Raw genomic sequence first — 22,185 nt, 5'->3', positions numbered from 1 at the left:
GTGAACACATCATCGACATTTTCCGTCTCGTGCGCGTGTTTCTGTGGAACTACCGTGGACTGGTGAACGATCGGGTGAAAAGCGTCGAACTGCTTGACCAGCTCCACCGGGTTCTCGGTGCGGACGGGGTCATCACCGACCCGGACGTCACCGAGAGCTACCGCCGGGACATGATGCCGCTCGCGCCGCACGGCGCGCCGCTGGCCGTCGTGCTGCCCGGCGACACCGCGCAGGTCCAGGCCGTGGTCAGGGCCTGCGCGGCGGCAGGCACCCCGATCGTGCCTCGCGGCGCGGGCAGCGGCCTCTCCGGCGCGGCCAACGCGGTCGACGGCTGCGTGGTGCTGGCCACCACCAGGATGAACCGCATCCTGGAGGTCGACCCGGACAACCGGCTCGCCGTGGTCGAACCCGGCGTGGTCAACCTGGACCTGCGGCACGCCGTGGAGAAGGAAGGCCTGTTCTACCCGCCGGACCCGTCCAGCTACGACTGGTGCACCATCGGTGGCAACGTGGCCACCAACGCGGGCGGCCTGTGCTGCGTGAAGTACGGCGTGACCACCGACTCGGTGCTCGGCCTGGAGGTGGTGCTGGCCAGCGGCGAGCTGCTGCGCACCGGCCGCCGCACGGTCAAGGGCGTGGCCGGCTACGACCTGACCAAGCTGTTCGTCGGCAGCGAGGGCACCCTCGGCGTGGTCACCCAGGCCACCCTGGCGCTGCGCCCGCTGCCGCAGGCCCCGGCCACCATGGTCGCCGCGTTCCCCTCCACCGAGGCCGCGGGCGCCGCGGTCACCGGCGTGGTGCGCGAGGGCCTGGTGCCGTCCCTGATGGAGATCATGGACGCGGCCTCCATCCGCGCGGTCGAGGCGCACCTGAACACCGAGCTGGGCGCGGGCAGCGGCAGCGCGGCCCTGCTGATCTGCCAGTCCGACGCCGGCGGCGAGGTGGCCAGGCGGGAGCTGGAGAAGATCGAGCAGCTGTGCCTGGCCGCGGGCGCCGAGCTCGCCTACGTCACCACCGACCTGGCCGAGGGCCAGCTGCTGCTGACCGCCCGCCGCGCGGTGCTCGGCGCACTGGAGGTCTACGGCGCCTGGCTCACCGACGACGTGTGCGTGCCGCGCACCAGGATCGCCGAGCTGATCAGCGGCTGCGCCGAGATCAGCGCCCGCAGGGACCTGCTGATCGCGGTGGTCGGGCATGCCGGCGACGGCAACATGCACCCCACCATCGCCTACGACCCGGCGGATGCGGACCAGTTCGCCCGCGCCAAGCTCGCCTTCGACGAGATCCTGGAGGTCGGCCTGGCCCTGGGCGGCACGGTCACCGGCGAACACGGCATCGGCAAGATCAAACGGGAGTGGCTGGCCAGGGAGATCGGCGAGGTCGGCCTGGCCGCGCACCGGGCGATCAAACGCGCGCTGGACCCGGAGAACCTGTTCAACCCGGGTTCGATGTTCGCGCTGGACTGACCACCATGTCCAGGAACCGGTTCAGGTAGGCGCGGGCCTGCTCGGGCGCGTGCCGCGCCGGGTCCATCAGCATCAGGTAGGTGACCACCCCGGCCAGGCTTTCCAGCAGCATCTCCAGGTCCAGCTCCGGCGGCAGCTCACCGTGCTCCTGCAACAGCCGGAGCAGCCGCATCGCGATGTCCTTGCGCGGCCGCACGTAGTTCTCCGCGTAGGCCCGCATCAGCTCGGGGTGGTCGGTCGCGGCCCCGGCCAGCCGCCCGATCAGCCGCCGGAACCGGTCGTCGCTGGTCGCCTGCACCATGATCTCCACCAGCTTGGCCCTGGTGACCTCGCCGTCGGCGAACATGGCCAGCGCATCGGCAGGGCTGAGGAAGCTGTCCCTGCCGAACTCGATCGCCTGCGCCAGCAACAGCTCCTTGCTCGCCCACCGCCGGTACACGGTGAGCCGGGCGACCCCGGCGCGCCTGGCGATCTGCTCGATGCTGGCGCCCTCCACCCCGCCCTCGATGAACAGGTCGAGGGCGGCGCGCAGGATCGCCGTGTCCGTCCCCGGATCACGCGGACGGCCCCTCACCCGGCCCGCCCGGTCCGCAGCACCATCTCCAACCACCGGTGCAGCTTCGCCGGATCCGGCCGCCCACGCCAGCCCAGGTGCGCGTCCGGCCGCACCAGCCACACCTGCTCGCCCGGCCGGTCCAGCAGCACCACCTCGTCCCCGAGCAGCTCCCGCACCACCGCCGCCACCGGCTCGTGCCTGCCCAGCAGCGCCCACCGCCCGCGCAGCTCCGCGTGCAACCGGGTCGCCGAACCGTCCACCCGGCGGCAGGCCAGGTCCGGCACCCGCTGCCCAGGCCGCAGCCCTGCCGTCCACGGCGCGAACCGCCACGGCGCCAGCGGCCCGCGCCGGTAGTGCGTGTCCAGCTGGGAGGCGGCCCTGGCCAGCCGCCGCTGCACCGGAGCCAGGTTCACCAGCGGCGCGGCCACCCGGTCCCGCAGGAACCGCCGCAGCCGCCCCTGCCCGAGCAGCAGCCGGGTCAGGCCGGTGGTGTGCTCCAGCACCGCCGCGGCGACCGGCCGCCGCTCGGCTTCGTAGGTGTCCAGCAGCGCCGGATCCGCCCGTCCCCCGGCCACCAGCGCCAGCTTCCAGCCCAGGTTGTCCGCGTCCCCGATCCCGGTGTTGAGGCCCTGCCCGCCGAACGGGCTGTGGATGTGCGCGGCGTCCCCGGCCAGCAGCACCCGGCCCCGCCGGTAGGTCTCGGCCAGTCGGCGGTGGATGCGGAACACCGAGGTCCACAGCGCCCCGTCGAAGCGCACCCCGTGGTAGCCGGTGCGCGCGGGCAGGATCTCGCTCAACCGCCCCAGCACGTCGTCCGCCTCGACCGCCCGGTCGTAGGGCGCGACCAGCCGCCACAGGTTCGGCTCCGGCAGCGGGAACGCGGCGAACACCCCGTCCGGGCTGATCCAGGTGGCCGCGGTGTCCCTGGGCAGCCCCCAGTCCAGGTGCACGTCGGCAAGCAGGAAGTTCTCCACCACCCGCTCCCCGGGAAAGCCGAACCCGCCCAGCCGCCGCACCGCGCTACCCGCCCCGTCACAGCCCACCACCCAGTCCGCGCGCACGGTCTCGGTGCCCCCACCGTGCCGGAGCGAGACCTCCCCGCCCCGCCCGTCCTGCGTCAGCCCGACCACCTCGTGCCCCCACTCGACCTTGCCGCCCAGCCGCGCCAGCAACGCCCGCAACTCCGCCTCCACCGCCGCCTGCGAGATCAGCAGGGTCCGGTGCCGGCTGGCCAGCCGCACCTGGTCGACCCGGATCCGGGCCAGCTCCACCCCGCGCACGTTGACGCTGACCCCGGCCACCCGGACCGCCCGCTCCGGCAGATCCGCCAGCGCCCCCAACCGGTCCAGCACCTCCACACCCCGCGGGTGCAGCCCCAGCGCCCGCGAGGTCACCGAGGCAGCGCGGGCCTGGTCGACCACCCGCACCGGCACCCCCCGGCTCAGCAACGAACAGGCCAACGTCAACCCGGTGGGCCCAGCCCCGACCACCAGCACTGTTGTCTCCACCGGGACCCCCAATTAGTTAACAGCACAGTACTGTTTACAAACGTAGCCGACAAAAACGCCCCGTGCCGGAACAGGCACGGGGCGTTCGTCAGCGAAGGTCAGATCTTGGGGATCACCTGGGTGTGCGACTCACCGATGTCCGGCAGCTTGCGCCGCTTCCGCCGCTCCCGGATGAACTCGAAGATGATCGGCAGGATCGAGAGGAACACGATCAGGATCAGCGCCGCTTCGATGTTGTTCTTCACCAGCGGCACGTTGCCCAGCGCCGCACCGAGGAAGGTCAGCCCCGCGGCCCAGGCGATACCGCCGATGACCGAGTAGGTGAAGTACTTCTTCGGATCCATCCGGCCGATCCCGGCCACCGCGGTGATGAAGGTCCGCACCACCGGCACGAAGCGGGCCAGGATGATCGCCCGAGCCCCGTACCGCTCGAAGAACTCATGCGTCTTCGCCGCGTACTCCGGCTTGAAGATCTTGGAGTTGGGCCGGTTGAACAACGTCGGCCCAGCCTTCCACCCGATCCAGTACCCCACCGCGTTGCCCAGGATGCCCGAGATGGTCAGCAACACCGCGACAACCCAGGTCGGCACCCCGAACGCGCCGTTGACCGCGAAGAACCCCGCGATGAACAACAGCGAGTCGCCGGGCAGGAAGAACGCGAAGGCCCCGCACTCGGCGAACACGATGAGGCACAGACCGATCAGCGCGAAGTGCCCCATTTGCTGGATGAGGTAGACCGGATCCAGCCAGTCGATCCCGAAGAGAGCGAGCGGCACGGCCGTACTCGTAACGGTCGTCACCCCGACAACGGTACAGGGACACCCACCGCAACCCCGTCGCGGACTACCACGCCCACCCCGCCCTCAACCCCAACGCCACGCCCAAAACCCACCCCCACCAGCCCCAACCACCCGACAAACCGGACATTGTGACCATCCTCGCCCCAGCCCCGGTCACCACCCGTCCCAGCCCCGCCCCAACCGCCCGCGACCCCGCGCAACCGCTCGCCCCCGCGCCCCCGCGCCCCCGCCTGCGCGCGGCACCCATCCGGATCGCCGAAGCCTCCGGGTGCGAACCGCAGCCTCACGACGTGCCCGCGAATCCCTCGTCCGACCGCGAACCATCACACGCCACCAGCCAAGCTGCCCCCGGCTCCCCGGCTCCCCGGCTCCCCGGCTCCCCGGCTCCCCGGCTCCCCGGCCCCGCTCCGCCCAGCGCAGCCCGCCAGCCCGCCGCCAGGTCCGCTCACCCGTCACCGGTCCTCGGCCACCAGCCGCTGCCCCACCGCCCCGCCGCTCCGCCGCTCCACCGCTCCACCGCCCGAGCCAAGCCCGGCACCTAGCCGATTCCGGCCCCACCCACTCCAACCCCACCCTGCTCAACCGCGCCCGCCCCTGCCCCACCCAACTCAGCCACGAGCCCCACCACCCCAGCCCCCGAACCCCAACCCTTCACGCTCCGCAACCGCCCCCGCTGCTCCTCCGCGCGCGCCCGAGGGGAACCCCCCGACATCAACGCTACCGCCCGATCCCGACAAAACAGCAGCTCAAAGCCCCCAAGATCCGAACTTATCCACAAGTCGCCACTTATCCACAACCCACAACCACCGCGCTTGATGCTGACCCAAAGTCACGGCAACCTGGTCCCAGGCGCCCACCCCAACACCCACCACCAGCCCCGACCCCCAGAACCGGAGGTGATCACCAGAGCGTGAGCACACCCATCACCGCGCCCGCGGTCAGTCCAAGAAGCACGGCGAACAACAGCAGCACCCAGACCGGCAGTGACGGCGGTGGCAGGCCGATGCCACGGGCCGAGGTGAACCGGTCCGTCGGTCCGGTGTCCTTCCCCAGCGGCAGCACCGGCATCGGCGGGAAGGGAGCTTCGGCCGGGGGCATGCTCGGGCTGCCCGCTGCCTGGGCGCGCAGGGCGTCAGCGAGCAGCTTCTCCGGATTGTCCGAGGCGGCCACAGCAACACCGTAGTGCGGTGCGGTGCGGCTGAGGGCTCAGGACACCCACTCGCCGCGGTGCAGCACCCGTGCCGGGCGCAGTCCGGCGTCCAGCACGACCAGGTCTGCGGACAGGCCCGCGCTGATCGAGCCGGTCACCTTGGTCAGCCCAAGCAGGCCGGCCGGTCGGGTCGAGCAGGCGGTTGCCGCGTCGGTGACGCTGAGGCCGCACTCCAGGACCAGGTTGCGGAAGGCCGCGTCCATGGTCAGGGTGCTGCCGGCCAGGGAGCCGCCGCCGGCCAGCGTCGGCACGCCGTCGGTGACCGTGACCTCCAGGCCGCCGACGTCGTACACGCCGTCGCCGACACCGGCGGCCGCGATGGCGTCGGTGATCAGGACGGTGCGTCCCAGTCCGGCGTGCCGGGCGGCGAGGCGGATCGTGGTCGGGTGCAGGTGCACCAGGTCGCAGATCAGCTCGACGGTGACCCGCTCGTCGTCCAGCAGGGCGCCGATCGGGCCGGGCTCGCGGTGGTGCAGCGGGCGCATGCCGTTGAACAGGTGCGTGGCCACGGTCGCCCCGGCGTCCACGGCCGGGCGGACCTGGGCCTCGGTGCCGTCGGTGTGGCCGATGGCGGCGATGACCTCCTGGTCGACGAGCTGGCGGACGGCGTCCACGCCGTTGTCCAGCTCGGGGGCCAGGGTCACCATGCGCACGGCGCCGCGACCGGCGTCCAGCAGGGTCTGCACGTCGGCCTTGGCCGGCGGCCGCAGGATCGCCGGGTCGTGGGCGCCGCAGCGGGCCGCGGACAGGAACGGGCCCTCCAGGTGCACGCCCGCGAGCAAGCCGTCCTGGGTTAGCTCGGCCAGCGCCGCGATCTGCCGGGACATGTCCGGGATCGGCCCGGACACCAGGCTGGCGAGCAGGGTGGTCGTGCCGTGCCGCCGGTGAGCGGTGGCGGCCTTGAGCACCCGCTGCTGATCGGGGTTGGAGAAGGACTCGCCACCGCCGCCGTGGCAGTGGATGTCCACGAACCCGGGGACCACCCACTGGCCGGAGACGTCGACGACCTCCTCGGTCGCGCCCTGCCCGTTGGCCGAGCCCGCGCCGACCTCGGTGATCAGTCCGCCCTCGACCCGAACCCAGCCGTCATCGAGCACACCACCGGGAGTGACGACCTTGCCGCCGACGAGTTTCATCAACCCTCCAACAGGTCCATGGCCAGCAGCGCGGCTCCGAGGCAGCCCGCCTCGTCACCCAGCGCCGCCAACCGCAGTTCGGGTCGGCGCTGGAACGAGATGAGCTCGTCCAGCCGGTCGCCAAGGGGGGCGAGCAGCAGCTCTCCCGCCATGGCCAGGCCACCACCCAGGACCACGGCCTGCAACCCGAGCAGGGTGGTCAACAGGATCACGGCCTGAGCCAGTGCCTCGACCGCCTCCGCCCAGACCGCGGCGGCGGCGGGGTCGCCCGCGCGGACCGCGTTGGCGACGTCGACCGCGCCGTGCACGGGGCGGCCGGTGCGTTCGGTGTAGCGGCGGGCCACTGCCGCGGAGGAGGCGCGCAGTTCCAGGCAGCCGTGCTGGCCGCACCCGCACAGCTCGCCGGCGCCGAGGGAGAGGTGGCCGACCTCGCCCGCGTAGCCACCGCCGGAGTGCAGTCGGCCGCCGAGCACCAGGGCGGCGGCGATACCGGTGCCGATGGGCATGACCACGGCGTCGGTGAAGCCGCGCGCCGCGCCCAGCCGGGACTCGGCGAGGCCGCCCGCGCGCACGTCGTGGTCGAAGACCACCGGCAGGCCCAGCCGGTCGCTCAGGGCGGCGCGGAACGGGTAGTCGCGCCAGCCGAGGTTGGCCGAGAACACGCCCACCCCGGCATCGGCGTCCACGATGCCCGGCACCACGACGCCGACCGCCTCGACCGGGTTCGCCGCGGTCGCCGACCAGCTCTTGACCAGCTCGGCGATCAGGCTGACCAGGGCATCCGCGGTCTCCGTGCCGGTGCTGCCACGCGGCGTGGCACGCCGCAGCCGGTCCACGACCGCGGGCGCGGCGGGATCACCCTCGACCAGGGCTGCCTTGATGTCGGTGCCGCCGACGTCGACGGCGACCACGGTTCGCGAGCTGGGCACAGCTCGAATCCTGGGGCATGCGGCGTCTCTGGTCTAGACCTCTGCGTGAAGGACGCGGGGTGGAATGCCACAAATTGCGCGTGAGAGCGTTTCCAAGCGCGATTTCGCGTGCCCCAGCGTGACTGTCCGTGAGCGGTGGCCTCGGGCTGGTGCCGCCGAGAGCAGCGCTGCGGATGGTGGCGCTGCGGTGGGTGCGGGATGGTGCTGAGCCGCGCGGCAGGCAGCCACGCCGCCCAGGCGTGCGGCGCTGCGCGAAGGGATGTGGAGGCCGACGACCGTGCTGACGAGCGCGGCGTGAGGGGAACAGCACGCCCGCAAGCGCGGCTTTCCCGAGGCGACAGCAGGCCCGCGAACGTGGCTTTGCCCGTGACAGCCGCTGAGCGCGCGTCCCGGTCAGCCCTGGAGGACCTTCTGCAGTGCGTCCAGGGCGCGGCTGGCCGTGGACTTGACCGTGCCGCGGGAGATGCCGGTGGACTCGGCGATCTCCTGTTCGGACAGGCCGCCGTAGTACCGGAGCACCAGGACTTCGCGTTGGCGGGGTGGGAGTTGGCCCAGGGCGCTGACCACGGCCTGGTGTTCGGCGGTCAGCATGGCCAGGGACTCGGCCGAGCGGGCCGTGGTCATGTGCGGGGGCTGGTACTCGCGGGCGGTCTTGCGGCGGCGGAGCACCGAGCGGCTGCCGTTGACGACCGCGGTGCGCAGGTAGCCGACGGCGGCCGCGCCGTCGCGCAGGCCGCCCCAGTTGCGGTGCAGGCCGGTGAACGCCTCCTGCACCACGTCCTCGGCGGTGGCCGGGTCGTCGACCAGCAGGATGGCCAGGCGGACCAGGCGCATCCGGTGTTGGCGGTACAGGTCTTCCAAGGTCAGCGGCGCCTCGGGAGCCTGGACGCCACCAGTTCGCGGTGTGCTGCCGTCCAGGGTCCGGAGATGGCTGAAGGTGCGCTCGACCGTCTGTTCGACGTTCGGCGCCTGGCTCCCGGTGGCACGGCTGTCCCCGCGCGGCGCGTCCCAACCCACGCAGAGCAAGGTACTCGCGCTGGTCAAGCCCCGGCGATCTCGGTGCCTGGGATCACCTGGCCGGCGCCGGACCGGTGATCGGCCGCGCGAGTAGGTTCGGTCTGTCGCCCCGCCGGCCGGTGGGGCTGGGGCTTGGCGAGGAGGGGCGCGATGGCGCGGTTCGTGGTGGAGTGGGTCTTCGGGACCAACCGGGACGAGCGGCTGGCGGTGCGGCCCGCGCACCGGGAGTGGGCTGCTGAGCAGGCCAAACAGGGTGTGCTGCTGGCGGGTGGGCCGTGGGCCAACGACACCGGCGCGCAGGTGGTGTTCGAGGCGGCCGATCGGGCGGAGCTGGCGAAGATCCTGGCCACTGACCCGTACGCCGATGCCAATGTGATCGCCGAGACCCGGATCCGGGAGTGGAACGTGGTCGCCGGCTCGTGGATCGCGGGCTGAGCCCAGGGCTGGACCCCGCGCGACCCCGGCGACCGGAACTGGCCGCCGGGACCGCGCGGCCAGGGACCGCGGCCGCCGGGCGCGTTGGTCAGCGGGCGCTGGCCTCGGTGAGGCGCTGGACCTCGTCCTCGGCCAGCTCCAGGGTGGCGGCGGCCAGCAGGTCAGTGAGCTGGTCCAGGGTGCGGGCGCTGGCGATCGGGGCGGCCACCGTGGGCTGGGCGGTCAGCCAGGCCAGGGCGACCGCGGCCACCGAGGTGCGGTGGTTGGCGGCGAGCTCGTCCAGCACCGCGAGCACGCGCAGGCCGCGTTCGTCCAGGTAGGCGCTCGCGCCCGCGGCGCGGGGGCTGTCCACCTCGACGCCGGGGCGGTACTTGCCGGTGAGGAAGCCCTTGGCCAAGCCCCAGTACGGCACCGCGGACAGGCCCTCGATCGCCACCAGTGCGGCCAGCTTGCCCTCGTAGCCCTCGCGTTCGACCAGGTTGTAGTGCGGCTGGAGGGCGACGTAGCTCGCCAGGTTCTCCCGCTTGCTGACCTCCAGCGCCTCGGCCAGCCGGTCTGTGCCGTAATTCGAGGCCGCCAGGTGGCGGACCTTGCCCGCCTTGACCAGCTCGTCGAAGGCGCCCAGGGTCTCGGCCAGCGGGACCTCGGTGTCGTCGATGTGGGCGTAGTACAGGTCGATGTGGTCGGTGCCCAGCCTGCGCAGGGAGTCCTCCGCGGCGACCTTGATGTTGGCCGCGGACAGGCCCTTGGCGGTGCTCAGCTGGCCGACCTTGGTCGCGATCACCAGGTCGTCGCGGCGGCCGCGCCTGGCCAGCCAGCGGCCGATGATCGTCTCGGACTCGCCGCCGGAGTTGCCCTCGGCCCAGGCCGGGTACACGTCCGCGGTGTCGATGAAGTTGCCGCCCGCGGCCGCGTAGGCGTCCAGCACCGCGAACGACTGCTGCTCGTCCGCGGTCCAACCGAACACGTTGCCACCGAGGCAAAGCGGGAAGACGTCCAGGTCACTCGTGCCGATTCTTGCCACGACTCAAGCAAACACCCAGCTAGGCAGGGACATTCCGAGTATTCGGGTGGACTTTTCGATTTGACAGCGCGGCCAGCACCAGGTCCACCGCCTGCGCGGCGAAATCAGCGGGCGGTCGTTCCTGGCGGAGCAGGACCCTGGTCCACACCGCGCCGGCCAGCAGGTCCACCACCAGCTTGGCGTCGGCGTCCGCGGGCAGCTCGCCGCGGGCCACGGCCCGCTCGAACAGCACCAGCTCGCGGTCGAACCGGTCGGCGAAGAACTCGTGCGCCAGCCTGGCCAGCACCGGCCGGCCTGCCGCGGCCAGCGCGGCGGTGACCACCGAGGCGCTCGGCTCGGTGGTCAGCAGCCGCAGCACGTGCCTGGTCAGCGCCAGCAGGTCGCCGCGCAGCGAGCCGGTGTCCGGCACCGGCAGCTCCAGCAGGGCCGAGTTCAGCAGTGCCGCGCCGAGCAGCGCGTCCTTGTCCGCCCACCAGCGGTAGATCGTGGTCTTGTGCACGCCGGAGCGGGCCGCCACGCCCTCCACGGTCAGGCCGTCGTACCCGTGCTCGGCCAGCAGCTCCAGCACCGCGGTGAAGATCGCCTCTGCCTGCCGCGGGCCGTCACCGGAGCGGCGCGCCGTGTCCACCATCATGCGTCGAACACTACGCGACGTTGCGTTGCGCAGCAGCCCGGCGTAGCGTGAAACGCAACGCGCCGTTGCGTTGCATTGGGCGGGAGGACGGACATGGCGGGCATGGAGTCGGGGCGGACGCCGATCGTGCTGGTGCACGGCATCCGGGTCAGCGGGACCATGTGGCAGGGCGTGCGGGCCGAGCTCGGTGATCGGCCGGTGTCCGCACCTGACCTGCCAGGACACGGCAGCCGACGGGGTGAGCGGTTCACCGTGGCCGGGGCGGTGGACGCGATCAAGGACGCGGTGGACGAGGTCGGCGGGCAGGCGGTGCTGGTCGGGCACTCGATGGGCAGCTACCTGGCGCTGGCCGCGGTGGCCGAGCACCCCGAGCGGATCAGCGAGCTGGTGCTGGTCGGCGGCACCCTCAAGCTCACCCCGGGCCGGGTGCGGCCCTTCCGCCGGATCGCCGGCCTGCTGGGCAGCCTGCCCGACGGCGGGCTCTGGTTCACCCGGCGGATGGCGCGGCTGATGTTCGGGCGGGCGCAGGGCGAGGCGTTCGTCGCGGGCGGGGTCGCGCACGAGGCGGTGCCGGACGTGCTGGCCGGCCTGCTGAGCCGGGACCCGCTGGCCGACCTGCGCGGCTATCCCGGACCGGTGCGGCTGGTCAACGGCAGGCGGGACCACTTCCGGGCCGAGGAGGAGGAGTTCCTGGCCGCCTGTCAGCGCGGGCGGCTGGACCTGGTGCCCAAGGCGGGACACCTGTTGCCGCTGACCCATCCCCGCGCGCTGGCCGAGCTGCTCACTCCGGTGGCCAGCGCTTGATGAACTCCAGCAGCTCCTTGCCCTCGGCGGTGAGCTCCTTGCCCTTGCCCTTGCAGTCCGGGCAGGCAGGGTGGGTGTTGGCGGTGCGGTGCGCGCGGGTGATCACCGTGTCGCCCTCGCGCAGCTCGATGTACTCCTGGAACGGGATGACCTCGGCGTCGGCGGCCTTGCTGGTGGCCAGCGCCCTGAGCTCCTCCCACTCCTCCTTGAGGTCGGCCAGCTTCTGCGCCACCGGGGCCGAGCGGACGAACTGCTGGGCCCGCCTGCGCAGCCGCAGCTCCTCCACGCTCAGTTCTTCCGCACCCGGTTCGGTGTTCTTCCCGCTGCCCGAGCACCTGGGGCAGGGCACGTCCCAGCTCATCTCCACCTCCGGCGCACACGGCGCGACACGGGGTCACCACCGGTACCCGGAAGACTACCGAGAGTCGGCCATTCTCAAGATCGACCCACCGGGGGAACTTCCGGCTGAGGACTCCGTGTGACGGACGCCGCTGTGCCGCCTCGTAGGATGGGCCCGCACAAGCGCCCATGAGGAGGACGGTTCGATGCCGATCGCTACCCCCGAGGTCTACGCGGAGATGCTGGACCGGGCCAAGGCGAACGAGTTCGCCTACCCGGCGATCAACGTGACCTCGTCGGAGACCCTCAACGCCGCGCTGCGGGGCTTCGCTGAAGCCGAGAGTGACGGAATCATCCAGGTCTCCACCGGCGGTGCCGAGTTCCTGTCCGGCACCAAGGTCAAGGACATGGTCACCGGCGCCACCGCGCTGGCCGAGTTCGCGCACGTGGTCGCGGCCAAGTACCCGGTGAACATCGCGCTGCACACCGACCACTGCCCCAAGGACAAGCTGGACGGCTTCGTCCGCCCGCTGATCGCGATCTCCGAGGAGCGCGTGGCCAGGGGCGAGAACCCGCTGTTCCAGTCGCACATGTGGGACGGCTCGGCGGTTCCGCTGGACGAGAACCTGGTCATCGCCACCGAACTGCTGGACCGCGCGGCCAAGGCCAAGATCATTCTTGAGATCGAGGTCGGCGTGGTCGGCGGCGAGGAGGACGGCGTCGACAACGAGATCAACGACAAGCTCTACACCACGCCCGAGGACTACCTGGCCACCGTGGAGGCCCTCGGCGTCGGTGAGAAGGGCCGCTACCTGCTGGCCGCGACCTTCGGCAACGTGCACGGCGTGTACAAGCCGGGCAACGTCAAGCTGCGCCCGGAGATCCTCAAGCAGGGCCAGGACGTGGTCTCGGAGAAGCTCGGCCTCGCGGCCGGTTCCAAGCCCTTCGACCTGGTCTTCCACGGCGGCTCCGGCTCGCTGCTGGAGGAGATCCACCAGGCGGTGTCCTTCGGTGTGATCAAGATGAACATCGACACCGACACCCAGTACGCCTTCACCCGCCCGATCGCCGCGCACATGTTCAGCAACTACGACGGTGTGCTCAAGATCGACGGCGAGGTCGGCAACAAGAAGGTCTACGACCCGCGCAGCTACCTCAAGGCCGCTGAGCAGGGCATGGCCGCGCGCATCGCGCACGCCTGCGAGAACCTGAAGTCCGCCGGCCGCATGATCGCGGGCTGAGCGCGATGACCCAGTTCGGCAACCTGTTCGGCGGACCCCCGGACACCCTGCTGCCCGAGCGGCCCGAACCGCAGTCCCTGTTGGACAGCGGCAAGGACCCCTCCGAGGTGGCGCGGGAGTACCCGGACTTCAGCGCGGCCTGGGCGGCGCTGGCCGAGCGGGCGCTGGCCGCCGGTGACCCGGTCACCGCCTACGCCTACGCCCGCACCGGCTACCACCGCGGTCTCGACCAGCTCCGCCGCGCGGGCTGGAAGGGCCACGGCCCGGTGCCCTGGTCGCACGCGCCCAACCAGGGCTTCCTGCGGGCGCTGTCCGCGCTGGCCAAGGCCGCGGGCGAGATCGGCGAGACCGAGGAGTACGAGCGCTGCTCGAGCTTCCTCGCCGACTCCGACCCGGCCGCGCCCGCGGCGACCGGCCTGGCCTGAACACGAACAACGGAGCGGACGTGCCCGGCAACGACTACGAGTTCCACACGCACTGGTCGGTGCCGGGCACGGTCGCCGAGGTGGCGGACGTCCTGTTCGACCCGACCGACCTGCCCCGCTGGTGGCCCTCGGTCTACATCGACGTGCGCAAGGGGGCCGAGGGCGACGAGCGCGGCATCGGCTCCGCCTTCGACCTCTACACCACCGGCTGGCTGCCCTACACGCTGCGCTGGCGGATGCGGGTGGACAGCCACGACCAGCCGCACACCTCGGCCTTCAGCGCCGTCGGCGACCTGATCGGCGGCGGGGAGTGGCGGCTGAGCCAGCACGGCGACCGGGTCAGCGTGGACTTCCAGTGGCGGGTCCGCGCGGACAAGCCGCTGCTGCGCCTGGCCTCCCCGCTGCTCAAACCGGTGTTCTCGGCCAACCACAACTGGGCCATGGCCAAGGGCCTGCGCAGCCTGGAGCTGGAACTGGCCCGCCGCCGTGCCAGCACCGACGCCGAGCGGGCCGCGGTCGCCGCCCCGCCAGGCCGCTCGGCCAGCGGCCCGGTGCTGGCCGGACTCGCCGCGCTCCTGGTGCTCGCGCTGCGGCGCAGGAGGCAGACTTAGCCGCGTGCACCGGGTACGCGAGGAGCTGAGCCGACGACTGCGGCGGTTGCGGCGAACCGCGTTGCCGATCCTGCACAGCGCGCTCAGCGCCGGCATCGCCTGGCTGATCGCCGCCGACCTGATCGGGCACGCCCGGCCGTTCTTCGCCCCGATCGCCGCGGTGATCTGCCTCGGTGTCTCCCTCGGCCAGCGGCTGCGCCGGGTGGCCGAGCTGGTCGCCGGGGTGAGCATCGGCATCGGCGTGGGCGACCTGCTGATCCTGCAGATCGGCTCGGGCACCTGGCAGATCATGCTGGTGGTGGCGCTGGCGCTGACCTCGGCGGTGCTGCTGGACAGCGGCACGGTGATCGCCATGCAGGCCGGGTCCTCCGCGGTGCTGGTGGCCACCCTGCTGCCACCCGGTGACTCCGGCGGCCTGGACCGGATGGTCGACGCGCTGGTCGGCGGCCTGGTCGGCCTCGCGGTGGCCGCGCTGCTGCCGGCCAACCCGCTGACCGTGGCGCACCGGCAGGGCAAGGTGCTGCTGGGTGAGCTGACCGCCGCGCTGCGCGGCGTGGCCGACGCGGTGACCAGCCGGGACCCGGTCAAGGCCGCCGCGGTGCTGAGCAGGGCGCGCAAGACCACCAAGGCGTTCGAGGACTTCCGCACGGCGCTGGACACCGGCAGCGAGATCGCCCGGATCGCGCCGATCCGCTGGCGCAGACGGGCCGATCTGGAGAGCTACCTGGCCGCCGCGGTGCCGCTGGACCACGCCATGCGCAACACCAGGGTGCTGGCCCGCCGCGCGCTGGCCGCGCTGCGGGACGAGGAACCGGCGCCGCTCGCGCTGGCCGCGGTGCTGACCAAGCTCGCCGACGCGGTGGAGCTGTTGCAGGCCGAGCTCGCCGAGGGCGAAGAGCCCCTCACCGCCCGCCAGCTGGCCCAGGAGGCCGCGAAACAGGCCAGCACGGCGCTGGCCGGCGAGGGCGGGTTCTCGGTGCGCGTGGTGGTCGCTCAGCTGCGCTCCATCGCGGTGGACCTGCTCCAGGCCACCGGGGTCAGCCGGGACGACGCGATCGCCGCGCTGCCGCCGCTCTAACCGTTCGGGCGATCCAAGACCGCTGCCAGGGTGCGGTGCAGCGGCTCGTGGTCCTTGGCGTCGTGCAGGTGGGTGCTGCCGCCGGTGAGCCGGTACCACTCCTCCGCGCCCTCGTAGGTGACCAGCGTGGTCACCTCGCCCGCCGGATCGCAGCGGGTCAGCAGCTCGAGATCACCGGTGATCACGCCGACGTCGTCGGTCATCACGCCGCCGGGACCAGCCTTGAACAGGGTCCGCAGTTCCTCCACGACTCACCCTCCCTGGGGTCGCTCCTCGCGGCAACGTAGCGCCAACCACCGAAGTCGGCCATCCGCGAGGAGCGGGGTACCCGGGGTACCGGTGGTGAATCAGCAGCGGTTGAGCATGTCGTTCAGCGCGCCCTTCTCCGGCGCGGAGACGTTGAGGCCCCACGCGTGCTTGGCGCCGATCCACATCCGGGCGTAGGTGCAGTGGTAGGAGCCCAGCGGCGGCTTCCACAGGTCGGGGGTCTTGTCGCCCTTGGCCTGGTTGACGTTGTCGGTGACCGCGATCAGCTGCGAGTTCGTCAGGTCGTTGGCGAAGCGCTGACGTTTGTCCGTGGTCCAGCCGGCCGCGCCGGAACGCCAGGCGGCGGCCAGCGGCACGATGTGGTCGATGTCCACGTCGGCGGCCGCGGTCCAGGTCGCGCCGTCGTAGGGGCTGTGCCAGGAGCCCGAGGTGGCCGCGCAGCTGGCGTTGACCTGCACGTTGGTGCCGTCTCGCTTGAGCACCGTCTCCCGCGTGTTGCAGGCGCCGGAGATGGTGATCCAGTGCGGGAACTTCTCCCGCGAGTAACCGGTCATCGGACCCGGCGCGGCCACGGTCAGGCCGTTGAGCTGGGTGCGGGCGGCGGTCGCGCTGGGGATGTTCGGCGGGGCCGCGCTGGCAGGGGTGGTCAGACCGACCGAGACAGCGGCGGTGATCAGCAGGGTGGTGAGCAGGGCCCGGATCTTGCGTGCGCCGTTCACTCCAACCTCCAGTGGTGGGGGTGATCACGTCTACGACATGACCGTCACCCACCGGAGTGACAAACGCAACACGAAAAGGTGACCTCCGGATGGCTCCCCGCCGTCCGCCGGATGTCAGCCGGATCGGACCAACCGCAGGTCAGCGGTATGGCGGTACCAGGTCCACTTCTCCATCAGGCGGACATGAGGAACACCGTCTCGGAGCACTGTGGCGGGCTCGCAGGCCAGCTGCAGCGCGCGACCGGGCTGCACGATCGTGCGTCGCCCGAACAGGCCCCGCCGTCGCACCCGCACCACCAGGCCCTCGCCGCCCGCCGGATCGGGGGTCACCTCCAGCCGGGTGGCCGCGCCCTTGAGCACGTGCGTGTCGTCGCAGTAGGCCGAGCCCTTCACCGGACTGATCAGCCCGTGCCCGAGCAGCACCCCGCCGACGTCGTCGCGCAGCAGCGGCACCCCCACCGGGCCGTCGCCACGCGCGACCCGCAACGCCGCGCCCAGCTCGGTCGGCAAACCCCACAACCGGGCGGTCCGACTGGCCGGATCGGCCGGTAGGTAACCCAGCGTGATATCGCCGAGCCGGTCCGTGCGCAGGATCCGCAGCACCACCGAGGCGAGATCCGCGTCACTCCCGTGCACGAGCAGCCGAGCGTCCCCCAGCTCCGCCAACTCGGCCAGCAGGGGATCTACCACGTCTTTTGCCGGTAGCGCCGGTCCCGAACGGAGTGAAATGCCCTCACGTTCGGTCAACGACTGCAACTCTGCGTCGACGTGTGTGTTTCCGCAGGACAGGGCTAGTAAGTGCACGATCCGCTCCTGGTTTACCCTCAACCACCGGCATCAGCCTGTCAGAAGCCGGACCTCGGGGAGATCTCAATGCCTGCCATCGTCCTGATCGGCGCCCAGTGGGGCGATGAAGGCAAGGGCAAGGCCACCGACCTGCTCGGTGAGCGCGTCCAGTGGGTTGTCCGATACCAGGGCGGCAACAACGCGGGGCACACCGTGGTGCTGCCCGACGGCCAGGACTTCGCCCTGCACCTCATCCCCTCGGGCATCCTCACCCCCGGCGTCACCAACGTCATCGGCAACGGTGTCGTGGTCGACCCCGGGGTGCTGCTGGAGGAGCTCTCCGGCCTGGAGGACCGCAAGGTCGACACCTCCCGGCTGCTGATCTCCGCGGACGCGCACCTGATCATGCCGTACCACGTGGCCATCGACCGGGTCACCGAGCGCTACCTGGGCAAGGCCAAGATCGGCACCACCGGTCGCGGCATCGGCCCCGCCTACCAGGACAAGCTGGCCCGCGTCGGCGTCCGGGTGCAGGACCTGCTGGATGAGAAGATCCTCCGGCAGAAGGTCGAGGCCGCGCTGGACTTCAAGAACCAGGTGCTGGTCAAGGTCTACAACCGCCGCGGCCTGGACGCCAACCAGGTGGTGGACAGCGTGCTGGAGCACGGTGCCAAGTTCGCGCACCGGATCGCCGACACCCGCCTGCTGCTCAACCAGGCCCTCGAACGCGGCGAGACCGTGCTGCTGGAGGGCTCGCAGGGCACCCTGCTCGACGTCGACCACGGCACCTACCCGTTCGTCACCTCCTCGAACCCGACCTCCGGCGGCGCCGCGGTCGGCTCGGGCATCGGCCCCACCCGGATCACCACGGTGATCGGCATCCTCAAGGCCTACACCACCCGCGTGGGCTCCGGTCCGTTCCCGACCGAGCTGCACGACGAGATGGGCGAGCGGCTGCGCAAGACCGGCGGCGAGTTCGGCGTGACCACCGGCCGCTCCCGCCGCACCGGCTGGTTCGACGCGGTGATCGCCCGCTACGCCGCGCGGGTCAACGGCATCACCGACTACTTCCTGACCAAGCTGGACGTGCTCTCCGGGCACGACACCATCCCGGTCTGCGTGGCCTACGAGGTCGACGGTCAGCGGGTGGACGAGATGCCGATGACGCAGACCGACGTGCACCACGCCAAGCCGGTCTACGAGGAGCTGCCCGGCTGGTTCGAGGACATCAGCCACTGCCGCAGCTTCGAGGAGCTGCCGGCCAACGCACGGTCCTATGTGGAGCGTCTGGAAGAGCTCTCCGGCGCGCGCATGTCGGCCATCGGCGTCGGCCCCGGCCGCGACCAGACCATCGTGCGGCACGAGATGACGCCCTGAGACAAGGCCGTCCCGGACACTGAGAGCCTGGCCGCGGCACCGTTGACACGATCACGGTGCCGCGGCCAGGCTCTTGTCATGACCCAGCGCACGGAGCTCGTCGCGCGGCTGCACGTCGATCTGCGACGGCACGCCAGCGCCCTCTGTCGCACGCGCTGATCTTCCTCGGTCTTCCTCCCTTTTCTCCCCGTGTCCGGGAGCTCTCATGTCTGTGTCCACTGTGGACAAACGACGTCCTGGGCGGTGGGTCAGTCCGGTCGGCCTGGTGCTGCTGTGGCAGCTGGCCAGCAGCACCGGTCTGCTGCCGCCGGACAAGCTCGCCGCCCCGCTGACCGTGCTGGCCTCCGCCGCCGACCTGGTGCTCAGCGGTGAGCTGCTGACCGCGTTCGCCGTGTCCCTGCAACGGGTCCTGCTCGGCTTCGCGATCGGGCTGGCCGCCGGGCTGGGCCTCGGCCTGGTGGCCGGGCTGTACCGGTGGGGTGACGCGCTGCTCGACCCGCCGGTGCAGATGCTGCGCACGCTGCCCTTCCTCGGGCTGATCCCGTTGCTGATCCTGTGGTTCGGCATCGGCGAGGCGCCCAAGGTCGCGCTGGTCGCGCTCGGCGTGACCTTCCCGATCTACCTCAACACGCACGCGGGGATCCGCGGTGTGGACCGGCGGCTGATCGAGGCCACCACGGTGCTCGGCTACACCCGGCGGGAGCGGATCCAGCACGTGGTGCTGCCCTCGGCCCTGCCGCAGACCATGGTCGGGCTGCGCCAGGGGCTGAGCGTGGCCTGGCTGTCGCTGGTGATCGGCGAGCAGGTCAACGCGGACGCCGGACTCGGCTACCTGATCAACAACGCCAGGGAGTTCCTGCGCACCGACGTGATCGTGGTCGGCCTGCTGGTCTACGCGCTGCTGGGCCTGGGCACCGACGCGCTGGTGCGGGCACTGGAGAGGAGGGCACTGGCATGGCGGCAGAGCGTGAGCACGGTGCACTGAGGGTCCGGCGGCTGGGCAAGGTCTTCGGCGAGCGGACGGTGCTGGACCAGGTGGACCTGGACCTCGCGCCCGGGGAGTTCGTCGGCCTGTTGGGGCGCAGCGGTTCCGGCAAGTCCACCCTGCTGCGGGTGCTGGCCGGGCTGGACACCGCCTACACCGGCGAGGTGCGCACGCCGGGCACGGTCTCGGTGGCCTTCCAGGAGCCGAGGCTGCTGCCCTGGCGCAAGGTCGGCCAGAACGTCGCGCTCGGACTGCGCCGGGCGGACGCCGCCGAAGCGGCCGCGCGGGCACTGGGCGAGGTGGGGCTGTCCGGGCACGCCGATGCTTGGCCGCTGACCCTCTCCGGCGGTGAGGCGCAACGGGTCTCGCTGGCCCGCGCGCTGGTCAGGGAGCCGGAGCTGCTGTTGCTGGACGAGCCGTTCGGCGCGCTGGACGCGCTGACCCGGCTGACCATGCACCGCCTGGTGCGCGAGCTGTGGCTGGCGCACCGGCCCTCGGTGCTGCTGGTCACCCACGACATCGACGAGGCGCTGCGCCTGGCCGACCGGATCCTGGTGCTCGCCGACGGCCGCATCGCGGCCGAGCACCGGACCGAGGGCGCGGACCTCGCACACCTGCGCGAGCTGGTGCTCGCCGACCTGGGAGTGATCGACCATGAGCCGGCGCTTTGACCTCCGCGCCGCGGTGTTCGCCGCGGCCCTGCTGCTCTCCGGTTGCACGCCGAGCGCGGCCGACACCGGCGAGCTGGTGCTCAAGGTCGGCGACCAGAAGGGCAACGCGCAGTCCCTGCTGAGTTCGGCCGGGCTGCTCAAGGACCTGCCCTACAAGATCGAGTGGTCCACCTTCACCAGCGGCCCGCCGCTGCTGGAGGCGGCCTCGGCCGGTGCCATCGATCTGGGCGGGGTCGGCAACACGCCGCCGATCTTCGCCGCCGCGGCCAACGCGAAGATCACCGTGGTGGCCGCGGCCAAGGGCGATGCCAGCAGCGATGCCATCCTGGTGCCCGAGGGCTCGCCGCTGACCGGGGCGAACGCCTTGCGCGGCAAGCAGATCGCGGTGGCCAAGGGCAGTTCGGCGCACGGCTCACTGCTGCTCGTGCTGCAACGGGCCGGGCTGTCGATCACCGACGTCAAGCCGGTGTTCCTGGCCCCGGCCGAGGCATTCGCCGCCTTCACCCAGAAACGGGTGGACGCCTGGGCGATCTGGGACCCCTACACCTCGCAGGCGTTGCTGGAGGCCGGGGCGCGGGTGTTGGTGGACGGCGCGGGCGTGGCCAACGGCTACAGCTTCCAGGTCGCCAGCCGGGCCGCCCTCGACAACAGCCGGAAGACCGGCGCGGTCAAGGACTACCTGTCCCGGCTGGCCAAGGCCCAGCACTGGTCGGACACCCACCGCGCGGAACGGGCCAAGGCCTGGGCGGCGGAGACCGGGCTGTCCCTGCCGGTGGCGGAGGCCGCGGTGGCCAGGGGCGTGGACCTCTACCAGCCGCTCACCCCGGAGGTGGTGGCCTCCGAGCAGCAGCTCGCGGACGCCTTCACCGCGGCGAAGGTGTTGCCGGGCAAGGTGAACTTCGCCGAGTTCGTGGACAACCGGTTCGACGCCGACATCCAAGCCACTCTCCGCTGAGAAGGACAGCGCCGCCGCCCGGCCTGGTGAACCGGGTGGCGGCGCTGTCCCGCGCTCAGCGCTTGAAGGTGCTGCGCGCCTCGATCGCGGTGTCCGGGTTGTCCGCGAACACCCCGTCCACGCCGGCCTTGAAGTAGGCCTCGTACTCGGCGAAGGCGTTGCCGTGCACCGAGGGCGGGCCAGGCAGCCGCATGTTGGTCGGCAGGAAGTTGTTCTCGCTGCGGAAGGTGTACGGGTGCACCTGGAGGCCGTTCTTGTGCGCCTCCGGCACCAGCTGGGTCGGCGAGGTCAGGTTCCCGTCCTTGCCGCGCGGGATCACCATCTCCTTGTACGGCCCAATGCCCTTGGCGTACGAAGCGATCTCCTTGAGCCCCTTGGGCGTCACCAGGTCCGCGTAGGTGCGCTTGTCGCCGGAAGCGACGAAGTCGTACGGCGCGCCCTCGGCGTCCAGCAGCTGCACCAGCGGCACCCGCAGCTCACGGCTGAGGTCCTTGAGGTTGGTCACCTCGAAGGACTGCACGAACACCCTGGCGTGCCGGTTGTTCAGGCCGTTCTTGGTCAGCGCGCGCACCAGCGGCGGTTCCAGCGGCAGCTTGATCGAGCGGAAGTAGGTGGGGTGCTTGGTCTCCGGGTACACCCCGATGTCCCGCCGCAGCTCCTTGGACAGCCGGGCGCGCAGGTCCAGCACCTCCTGGAAGGTGGGCACCTGGAACCGGCCGTTGTAGATCACGTTGTTCGGCCGGAACTGCGGGATGCGCTCCTTGGCCCGCAGCGTCTTCAGCTCGGTCAGGGTGAAGTCCTCGGTGAACCAGCCGGTGAGGCTGGTCCCGTCGATCACCTTGGTGGCCTTGCGCGCGGCGAACTCCGGGCGGTCCGCGACGTCGGTGGTGCCGCTGATCTCGTTCTCGTGCCGGGCGACCAGCACGCCGTCCTTGGTGGCGACCAGGTCCGGCTCGATGTAGTCCGCGCCCATCCGCGCGGCCAGTTCGTAGGAGGCCAGGGTGTGCTCGGGCCGGTAACCCGAGGCGCCGCGGTGGCCGATGACCAGCAGCTTCTCCGGCTTCTTGCCGAATGACAGGTCGATGTTCACCTCCAGGGCGGTGGCAGGAGCGGCTGCCAGGGTGCTGCTGCCCAGCACGGCGAGTGCCATGACGGCGACGCCGGCGAGCTGAAGTGCCCGTAACGGATGAGACATCGTGCTGACCTCCTCGT

Annotated in this window: 26 protein-coding genes; 12 read left to right on the top strand and 14 right to left on the bottom strand. The window is 71.6% G+C overall.

Going from position 1 to position 22,185, the window contains the following annotated elements; all coding sequences use genetic code 11:
- The first annotated feature begins 62 nt into the window (after window positions 1-62).
- Window positions 63-1,466, top strand: coding sequence for an FAD-binding oxidoreductase (locus N8J89_RS40890; RefSeq protein WP_502868393.1), 1,404 nt, complete (start codon window positions 63-65; stop codon window positions 1,464-1,466).
- Here N8J89_RS40890 and N8J89_RS40885 read toward each other — a convergent pair.
- The 7 genes from N8J89_RS40885 to N8J89_RS40855 all read right to left on the bottom strand — a co-directional run bounded on the left by N8J89_RS40885 (window position 1,435) and on the right by N8J89_RS40855 (window position 8,622).
- Window positions 1,435-2,040, bottom strand: a complete 606-nt coding sequence (locus tag N8J89_RS40885) for a TetR/AcrR family transcriptional regulator (RefSeq protein ID WP_283662207.1) — start codon at window positions 2,038-2,040, stop codon at window positions 1,435-1,437. The genes N8J89_RS40890 and N8J89_RS40885 overlap by 32 nt on opposite strands.
- Window positions 2,037-3,530, bottom strand: a complete 1,494-nt coding sequence (locus N8J89_RS40880) for an FAD-dependent monooxygenase (RefSeq protein WP_283662206.1) — start codon at window positions 3,528-3,530, stop codon at window positions 2,037-2,039. The genes N8J89_RS40885 and N8J89_RS40880 overlap by 4 nt, the downstream gene beginning before the upstream one ends.
- Window positions 3,531-3,628: 98 nt before the next feature.
- A complete protein-coding gene (locus tag N8J89_RS40875; RefSeq protein ID WP_283662205.1) occupies window positions 3,629-4,306 on the bottom strand; it encodes a DedA family protein in 678 nt (225 codons plus the stop codon).
- Window positions 4,307-5,230: 924 nt separating this feature from the next.
- Window positions 5,231-5,500: a hypothetical protein gene (locus N8J89_RS40870; protein ID WP_283662204.1), complete on the bottom strand. Its 270-nt coding sequence runs from the start codon at window positions 5,498-5,500 to the stop codon at window positions 5,231-5,233.
- Window positions 5,501-5,536: 36 nt separating this feature from the next.
- Window positions 5,537-6,676: an N-acetylglucosamine-6-phosphate deacetylase gene (gene nagA, locus N8J89_RS40865; protein ID WP_283662203.1), complete on the bottom strand. Its 1,140-nt coding sequence runs from the start codon at window positions 6,674-6,676 to the stop codon at window positions 5,537-5,539.
- Complete coding sequence (locus N8J89_RS40860; protein ID WP_283662202.1) at window positions 6,676-7,605, bottom strand: ROK family protein; 930 nt, start codon at window positions 7,603-7,605, stop codon at window positions 6,676-6,678. Before N8J89_RS40860 ends, nagA begins: the two co-directional genes overlap by 1 nt.
- A 393-nt stretch (window positions 7,606-7,998) precedes the next feature.
- Complete coding sequence (locus N8J89_RS40855; RefSeq protein ID WP_283662201.1) at window positions 7,999-8,622, bottom strand: RNA polymerase sigma factor; 624 nt, start codon at window positions 8,620-8,622, stop codon at window positions 7,999-8,001.
- A gap of 150 nt (window positions 8,623-8,772) precedes the next feature.
- On the opposite strand from N8J89_RS40855, the gene N8J89_RS40850 reads away from it, so the two are divergent.
- Window positions 8,773-9,057 (top strand): YciI family protein, encoded by a 285-nt coding sequence (locus N8J89_RS40850; protein WP_283662200.1) that lies wholly within the window; start codon window positions 8,773-8,775, stop codon window positions 9,055-9,057.
- 88 nt (window positions 9,058-9,145) lie between these two features.
- Here the strand turns inward: N8J89_RS40850 and N8J89_RS40845 are convergent, their stop codons facing one another.
- Window positions 9,146-10,081 (bottom strand): aldo/keto reductase, encoded by a 936-nt coding sequence (locus N8J89_RS40845; protein WP_283662199.1) that lies wholly within the window; start codon window positions 10,079-10,081, stop codon window positions 9,146-9,148.
- A 19-nt stretch (window positions 10,082-10,100) separates the two neighbouring features.
- Window positions 10,101-10,715, bottom strand: a complete 615-nt coding sequence (locus tag N8J89_RS40840; protein WP_283662198.1) for a TetR/AcrR family transcriptional regulator — start codon at window positions 10,713-10,715, stop codon at window positions 10,101-10,103.
- 93 nt (window positions 10,716-10,808) lie between these two features.
- Between N8J89_RS40840 and N8J89_RS40835 the strand changes: the two genes are divergently transcribed.
- On the top strand, window positions 10,809-11,519 hold the full coding sequence (locus N8J89_RS40835) for an alpha/beta fold hydrolase (RefSeq protein ID WP_283662197.1): 711 nt from the start codon (window positions 10,809-10,811) through the stop codon (window positions 11,517-11,519).
- Here N8J89_RS40835 and N8J89_RS40830 read toward each other — a convergent pair.
- Window positions 11,497-11,880: a hypothetical protein gene (locus N8J89_RS40830; protein ID WP_283662196.1), complete on the bottom strand. Its 384-nt coding sequence runs from the start codon at window positions 11,878-11,880 to the stop codon at window positions 11,497-11,499. The genes N8J89_RS40835 and N8J89_RS40830 overlap by 23 nt on opposite strands.
- A 184-nt stretch (window positions 11,881-12,064) precedes the next feature.
- Here N8J89_RS40830 and fbaA point away from each other — a divergent pair, with 184 nt between their 5' ends.
- The 4 genes from fbaA to N8J89_RS40810 are packed head-to-tail and all read left to right on the top strand — an operon-like array spanning window position 12,065 to window position 15,213.
- Entirely contained in the window at window positions 12,065-13,099 is a 1,035-nt protein-coding gene (gene fbaA, locus N8J89_RS40825) for a class II fructose-bisphosphate aldolase (protein WP_283662195.1), read from the top strand.
- A 5-nt stretch (window positions 13,100-13,104) separates the two neighbouring features.
- Window positions 13,105-13,524: a DUF3151 domain-containing protein gene (locus tag N8J89_RS40820; protein WP_252483711.1), complete on the top strand. Its 420-nt coding sequence runs from the start codon at window positions 13,105-13,107 to the stop codon at window positions 13,522-13,524.
- 20 nt (window positions 13,525-13,544) lie between these two features.
- Window positions 13,545-14,135, top strand: a complete 591-nt coding sequence (locus tag N8J89_RS40815; protein ID WP_283662194.1) for an SRPBCC family protein — start codon at window positions 13,545-13,547, stop codon at window positions 14,133-14,135.
- A gap of 4 nt (window positions 14,136-14,139) precedes the next feature.
- On the top strand, window positions 14,140-15,213 hold the full coding sequence (locus N8J89_RS40810; protein WP_283662193.1) for an FUSC family protein: 1,074 nt from the start codon (window positions 14,140-14,142) through the stop codon (window positions 15,211-15,213).
- Here N8J89_RS40810 and N8J89_RS40805 read toward each other — a convergent pair.
- The 3 genes from N8J89_RS40805 to N8J89_RS40795 all read right to left on the bottom strand — a co-directional run bounded on the left by N8J89_RS40805 (window position 15,210) and on the right by N8J89_RS40795 (window position 16,889).
- A complete protein-coding gene (locus tag N8J89_RS40805) occupies window positions 15,210-15,461 on the bottom strand; it encodes a hypothetical protein (RefSeq protein WP_252483714.1) in 252 nt (83 codons plus the stop codon). The two genes, N8J89_RS40810 and N8J89_RS40805, sit on opposite strands and share 4 nt — an antisense overlap.
- A gap of 99 nt (window positions 15,462-15,560) precedes the next feature.
- Window positions 15,561-16,199, bottom strand: a complete 639-nt coding sequence (locus tag N8J89_RS40800; RefSeq protein WP_283662192.1) for an HNH endonuclease family protein — start codon at window positions 16,197-16,199, stop codon at window positions 15,561-15,563.
- Between the two features lie 114 nt (window positions 16,200-16,313).
- Window positions 16,314-16,889, bottom strand: a complete 576-nt coding sequence (locus tag N8J89_RS40795; protein WP_283662191.1) for a hypothetical protein — start codon at window positions 16,887-16,889, stop codon at window positions 16,314-16,316.
- A gap of 183 nt (window positions 16,890-17,072) precedes the next feature.
- On the opposite strand from N8J89_RS40795, the gene N8J89_RS40790 reads away from it, so the two are divergent.
- From N8J89_RS40790 to N8J89_RS40775, 5 genes are all read left to right on the top strand, one after another.
- Window positions 17,073-18,362, top strand: coding sequence for an adenylosuccinate synthase (locus N8J89_RS40790; protein ID WP_252483717.1), 1,290 nt, complete (start codon window positions 17,073-17,075; stop codon window positions 18,360-18,362).
- Window positions 18,363-18,440: 78 nt separating this feature from the next.
- Entirely contained in the window at window positions 18,441-18,521 is an 81-nt protein-coding gene (locus N8J89_RS42050) for a putative leader peptide (protein ID WP_374213188.1), read from the top strand.
- Window positions 18,522-18,567: 46 nt separating this feature from the next.
- Window positions 18,568-19,347 carry an ABC transporter permease gene (locus N8J89_RS40785; RefSeq protein ID WP_283662190.1) on the top strand — a complete coding sequence of 260 codons (780 nt, stop codon included), beginning with the start codon at window positions 18,568-18,570 and terminating at the stop codon, window positions 19,345-19,347.
- A complete protein-coding gene (locus N8J89_RS40780; protein WP_283662189.1) occupies window positions 19,317-20,018 on the top strand; it encodes an ABC transporter ATP-binding protein in 702 nt (233 codons plus the stop codon). Before N8J89_RS40785 ends, N8J89_RS40780 begins: the two co-directional genes overlap by 31 nt.
- Window positions 20,002-20,973: an ABC transporter substrate-binding protein gene (locus N8J89_RS40775; RefSeq protein ID WP_283662188.1), complete on the top strand. Its 972-nt coding sequence runs from the start codon at window positions 20,002-20,004 to the stop codon at window positions 20,971-20,973. The genes N8J89_RS40780 and N8J89_RS40775 overlap by 17 nt, the downstream gene beginning before the upstream one ends.
- A 55-nt stretch (window positions 20,974-21,028) precedes the next feature.
- Here the strand turns inward: N8J89_RS40775 and N8J89_RS40770 are convergent, their stop codons facing one another.
- A complete protein-coding gene (locus tag N8J89_RS40770; RefSeq protein ID WP_283662187.1) occupies window positions 21,029-22,123 on the bottom strand; it encodes a glycerophosphodiester phosphodiesterase in 1,095 nt (364 codons plus the stop codon).
- Window positions 22,124-22,185 lie beyond the last annotated feature (62 nt).

The organism is Crossiella sp. CA-258035, assembly GCF_030064675.1.
Taxonomy (GTDB): domain Bacteria; phylum Actinomycetota; class Actinomycetes; order Mycobacteriales; family Pseudonocardiaceae; genus Crossiella.
The sequence above is the reverse complement of the archived record's forward strand: the minus strand, read 5'-3'. Positions and strand labels throughout refer to the sequence as shown.

Bases quoted from the DNA above. Each gene is read 5' to 3' on its own strand.
- N8J89_RS40790 (WP_252483717.1), top strand. From the start codon at position 17,073: ATGCCTGCCATCGTCCTGATCGGCGCCCAGTGGGGCGATGAAGGCAAG.
- N8J89_RS40850 (WP_283662200.1), top strand. From the start codon at position 8,773: ATGGCGCGGTTCGTGGTGGAGTGGGTCTTCGGGACCAACCGGGACGAG.
- N8J89_RS40770 (WP_283662187.1), bottom strand. From the start codon at position 22,123: ATGGCACTCGCCGTGCTGGGCAGCAGCACCCTGGCAGCCGCTCCTGCC.
- N8J89_RS40820 (WP_252483711.1), top strand. From the start codon at position 13,105: ATGACCCAGTTCGGCAACCTGTTCGGCGGACCCCCGGACACCCTGCTG.
- N8J89_RS40785 (WP_283662190.1), top strand. From the start codon at position 18,568: ATGTCTGTGTCCACTGTGGACAAACGACGTCCTGGGCGGTGGGTCAGT.
- N8J89_RS40835 (WP_283662197.1), top strand. From the start codon at position 10,809: ATGGCGGGCATGGAGTCGGGGCGGACGCCGATCGTGCTGGTGCACGGC.
- N8J89_RS40840 (WP_283662198.1), bottom strand. From the start codon at position 10,715: ATGATGGTGGACACGGCGCGCCGCTCCGGTGACGGCCCGCGGCAGGCA.
- nagA (WP_283662203.1), bottom strand. From the start codon at position 6,676: ATGAAACTCGTCGGCGGCAAGGTCGTCACTCCCGGTGGTGTGCTCGAT.
- N8J89_RS42050 (WP_374213188.1), top strand. From the start codon at position 18,441: ATGACCCAGCGCACGGAGCTCGTCGCGCGGCTGCACGTCGATCTGCGA.
- N8J89_RS40780 (WP_283662189.1), top strand. From the start codon at position 19,317: ATGGCGGCAGAGCGTGAGCACGGTGCACTGAGGGTCCGGCGGCTGGGC.
- N8J89_RS40775 (WP_283662188.1), top strand. From the start codon at position 20,002: ATGAGCCGGCGCTTTGACCTCCGCGCCGCGGTGTTCGCCGCGGCCCTG.
- fbaA (WP_283662195.1), top strand. From the start codon at position 12,065: ATGCCGATCGCTACCCCCGAGGTCTACGCGGAGATGCTGGACCGGGCC.
- N8J89_RS40830 (WP_283662196.1), bottom strand. From the start codon at position 11,880: ATGAGCTGGGACGTGCCCTGCCCCAGGTGCTCGGGCAGCGGGAAGAAC.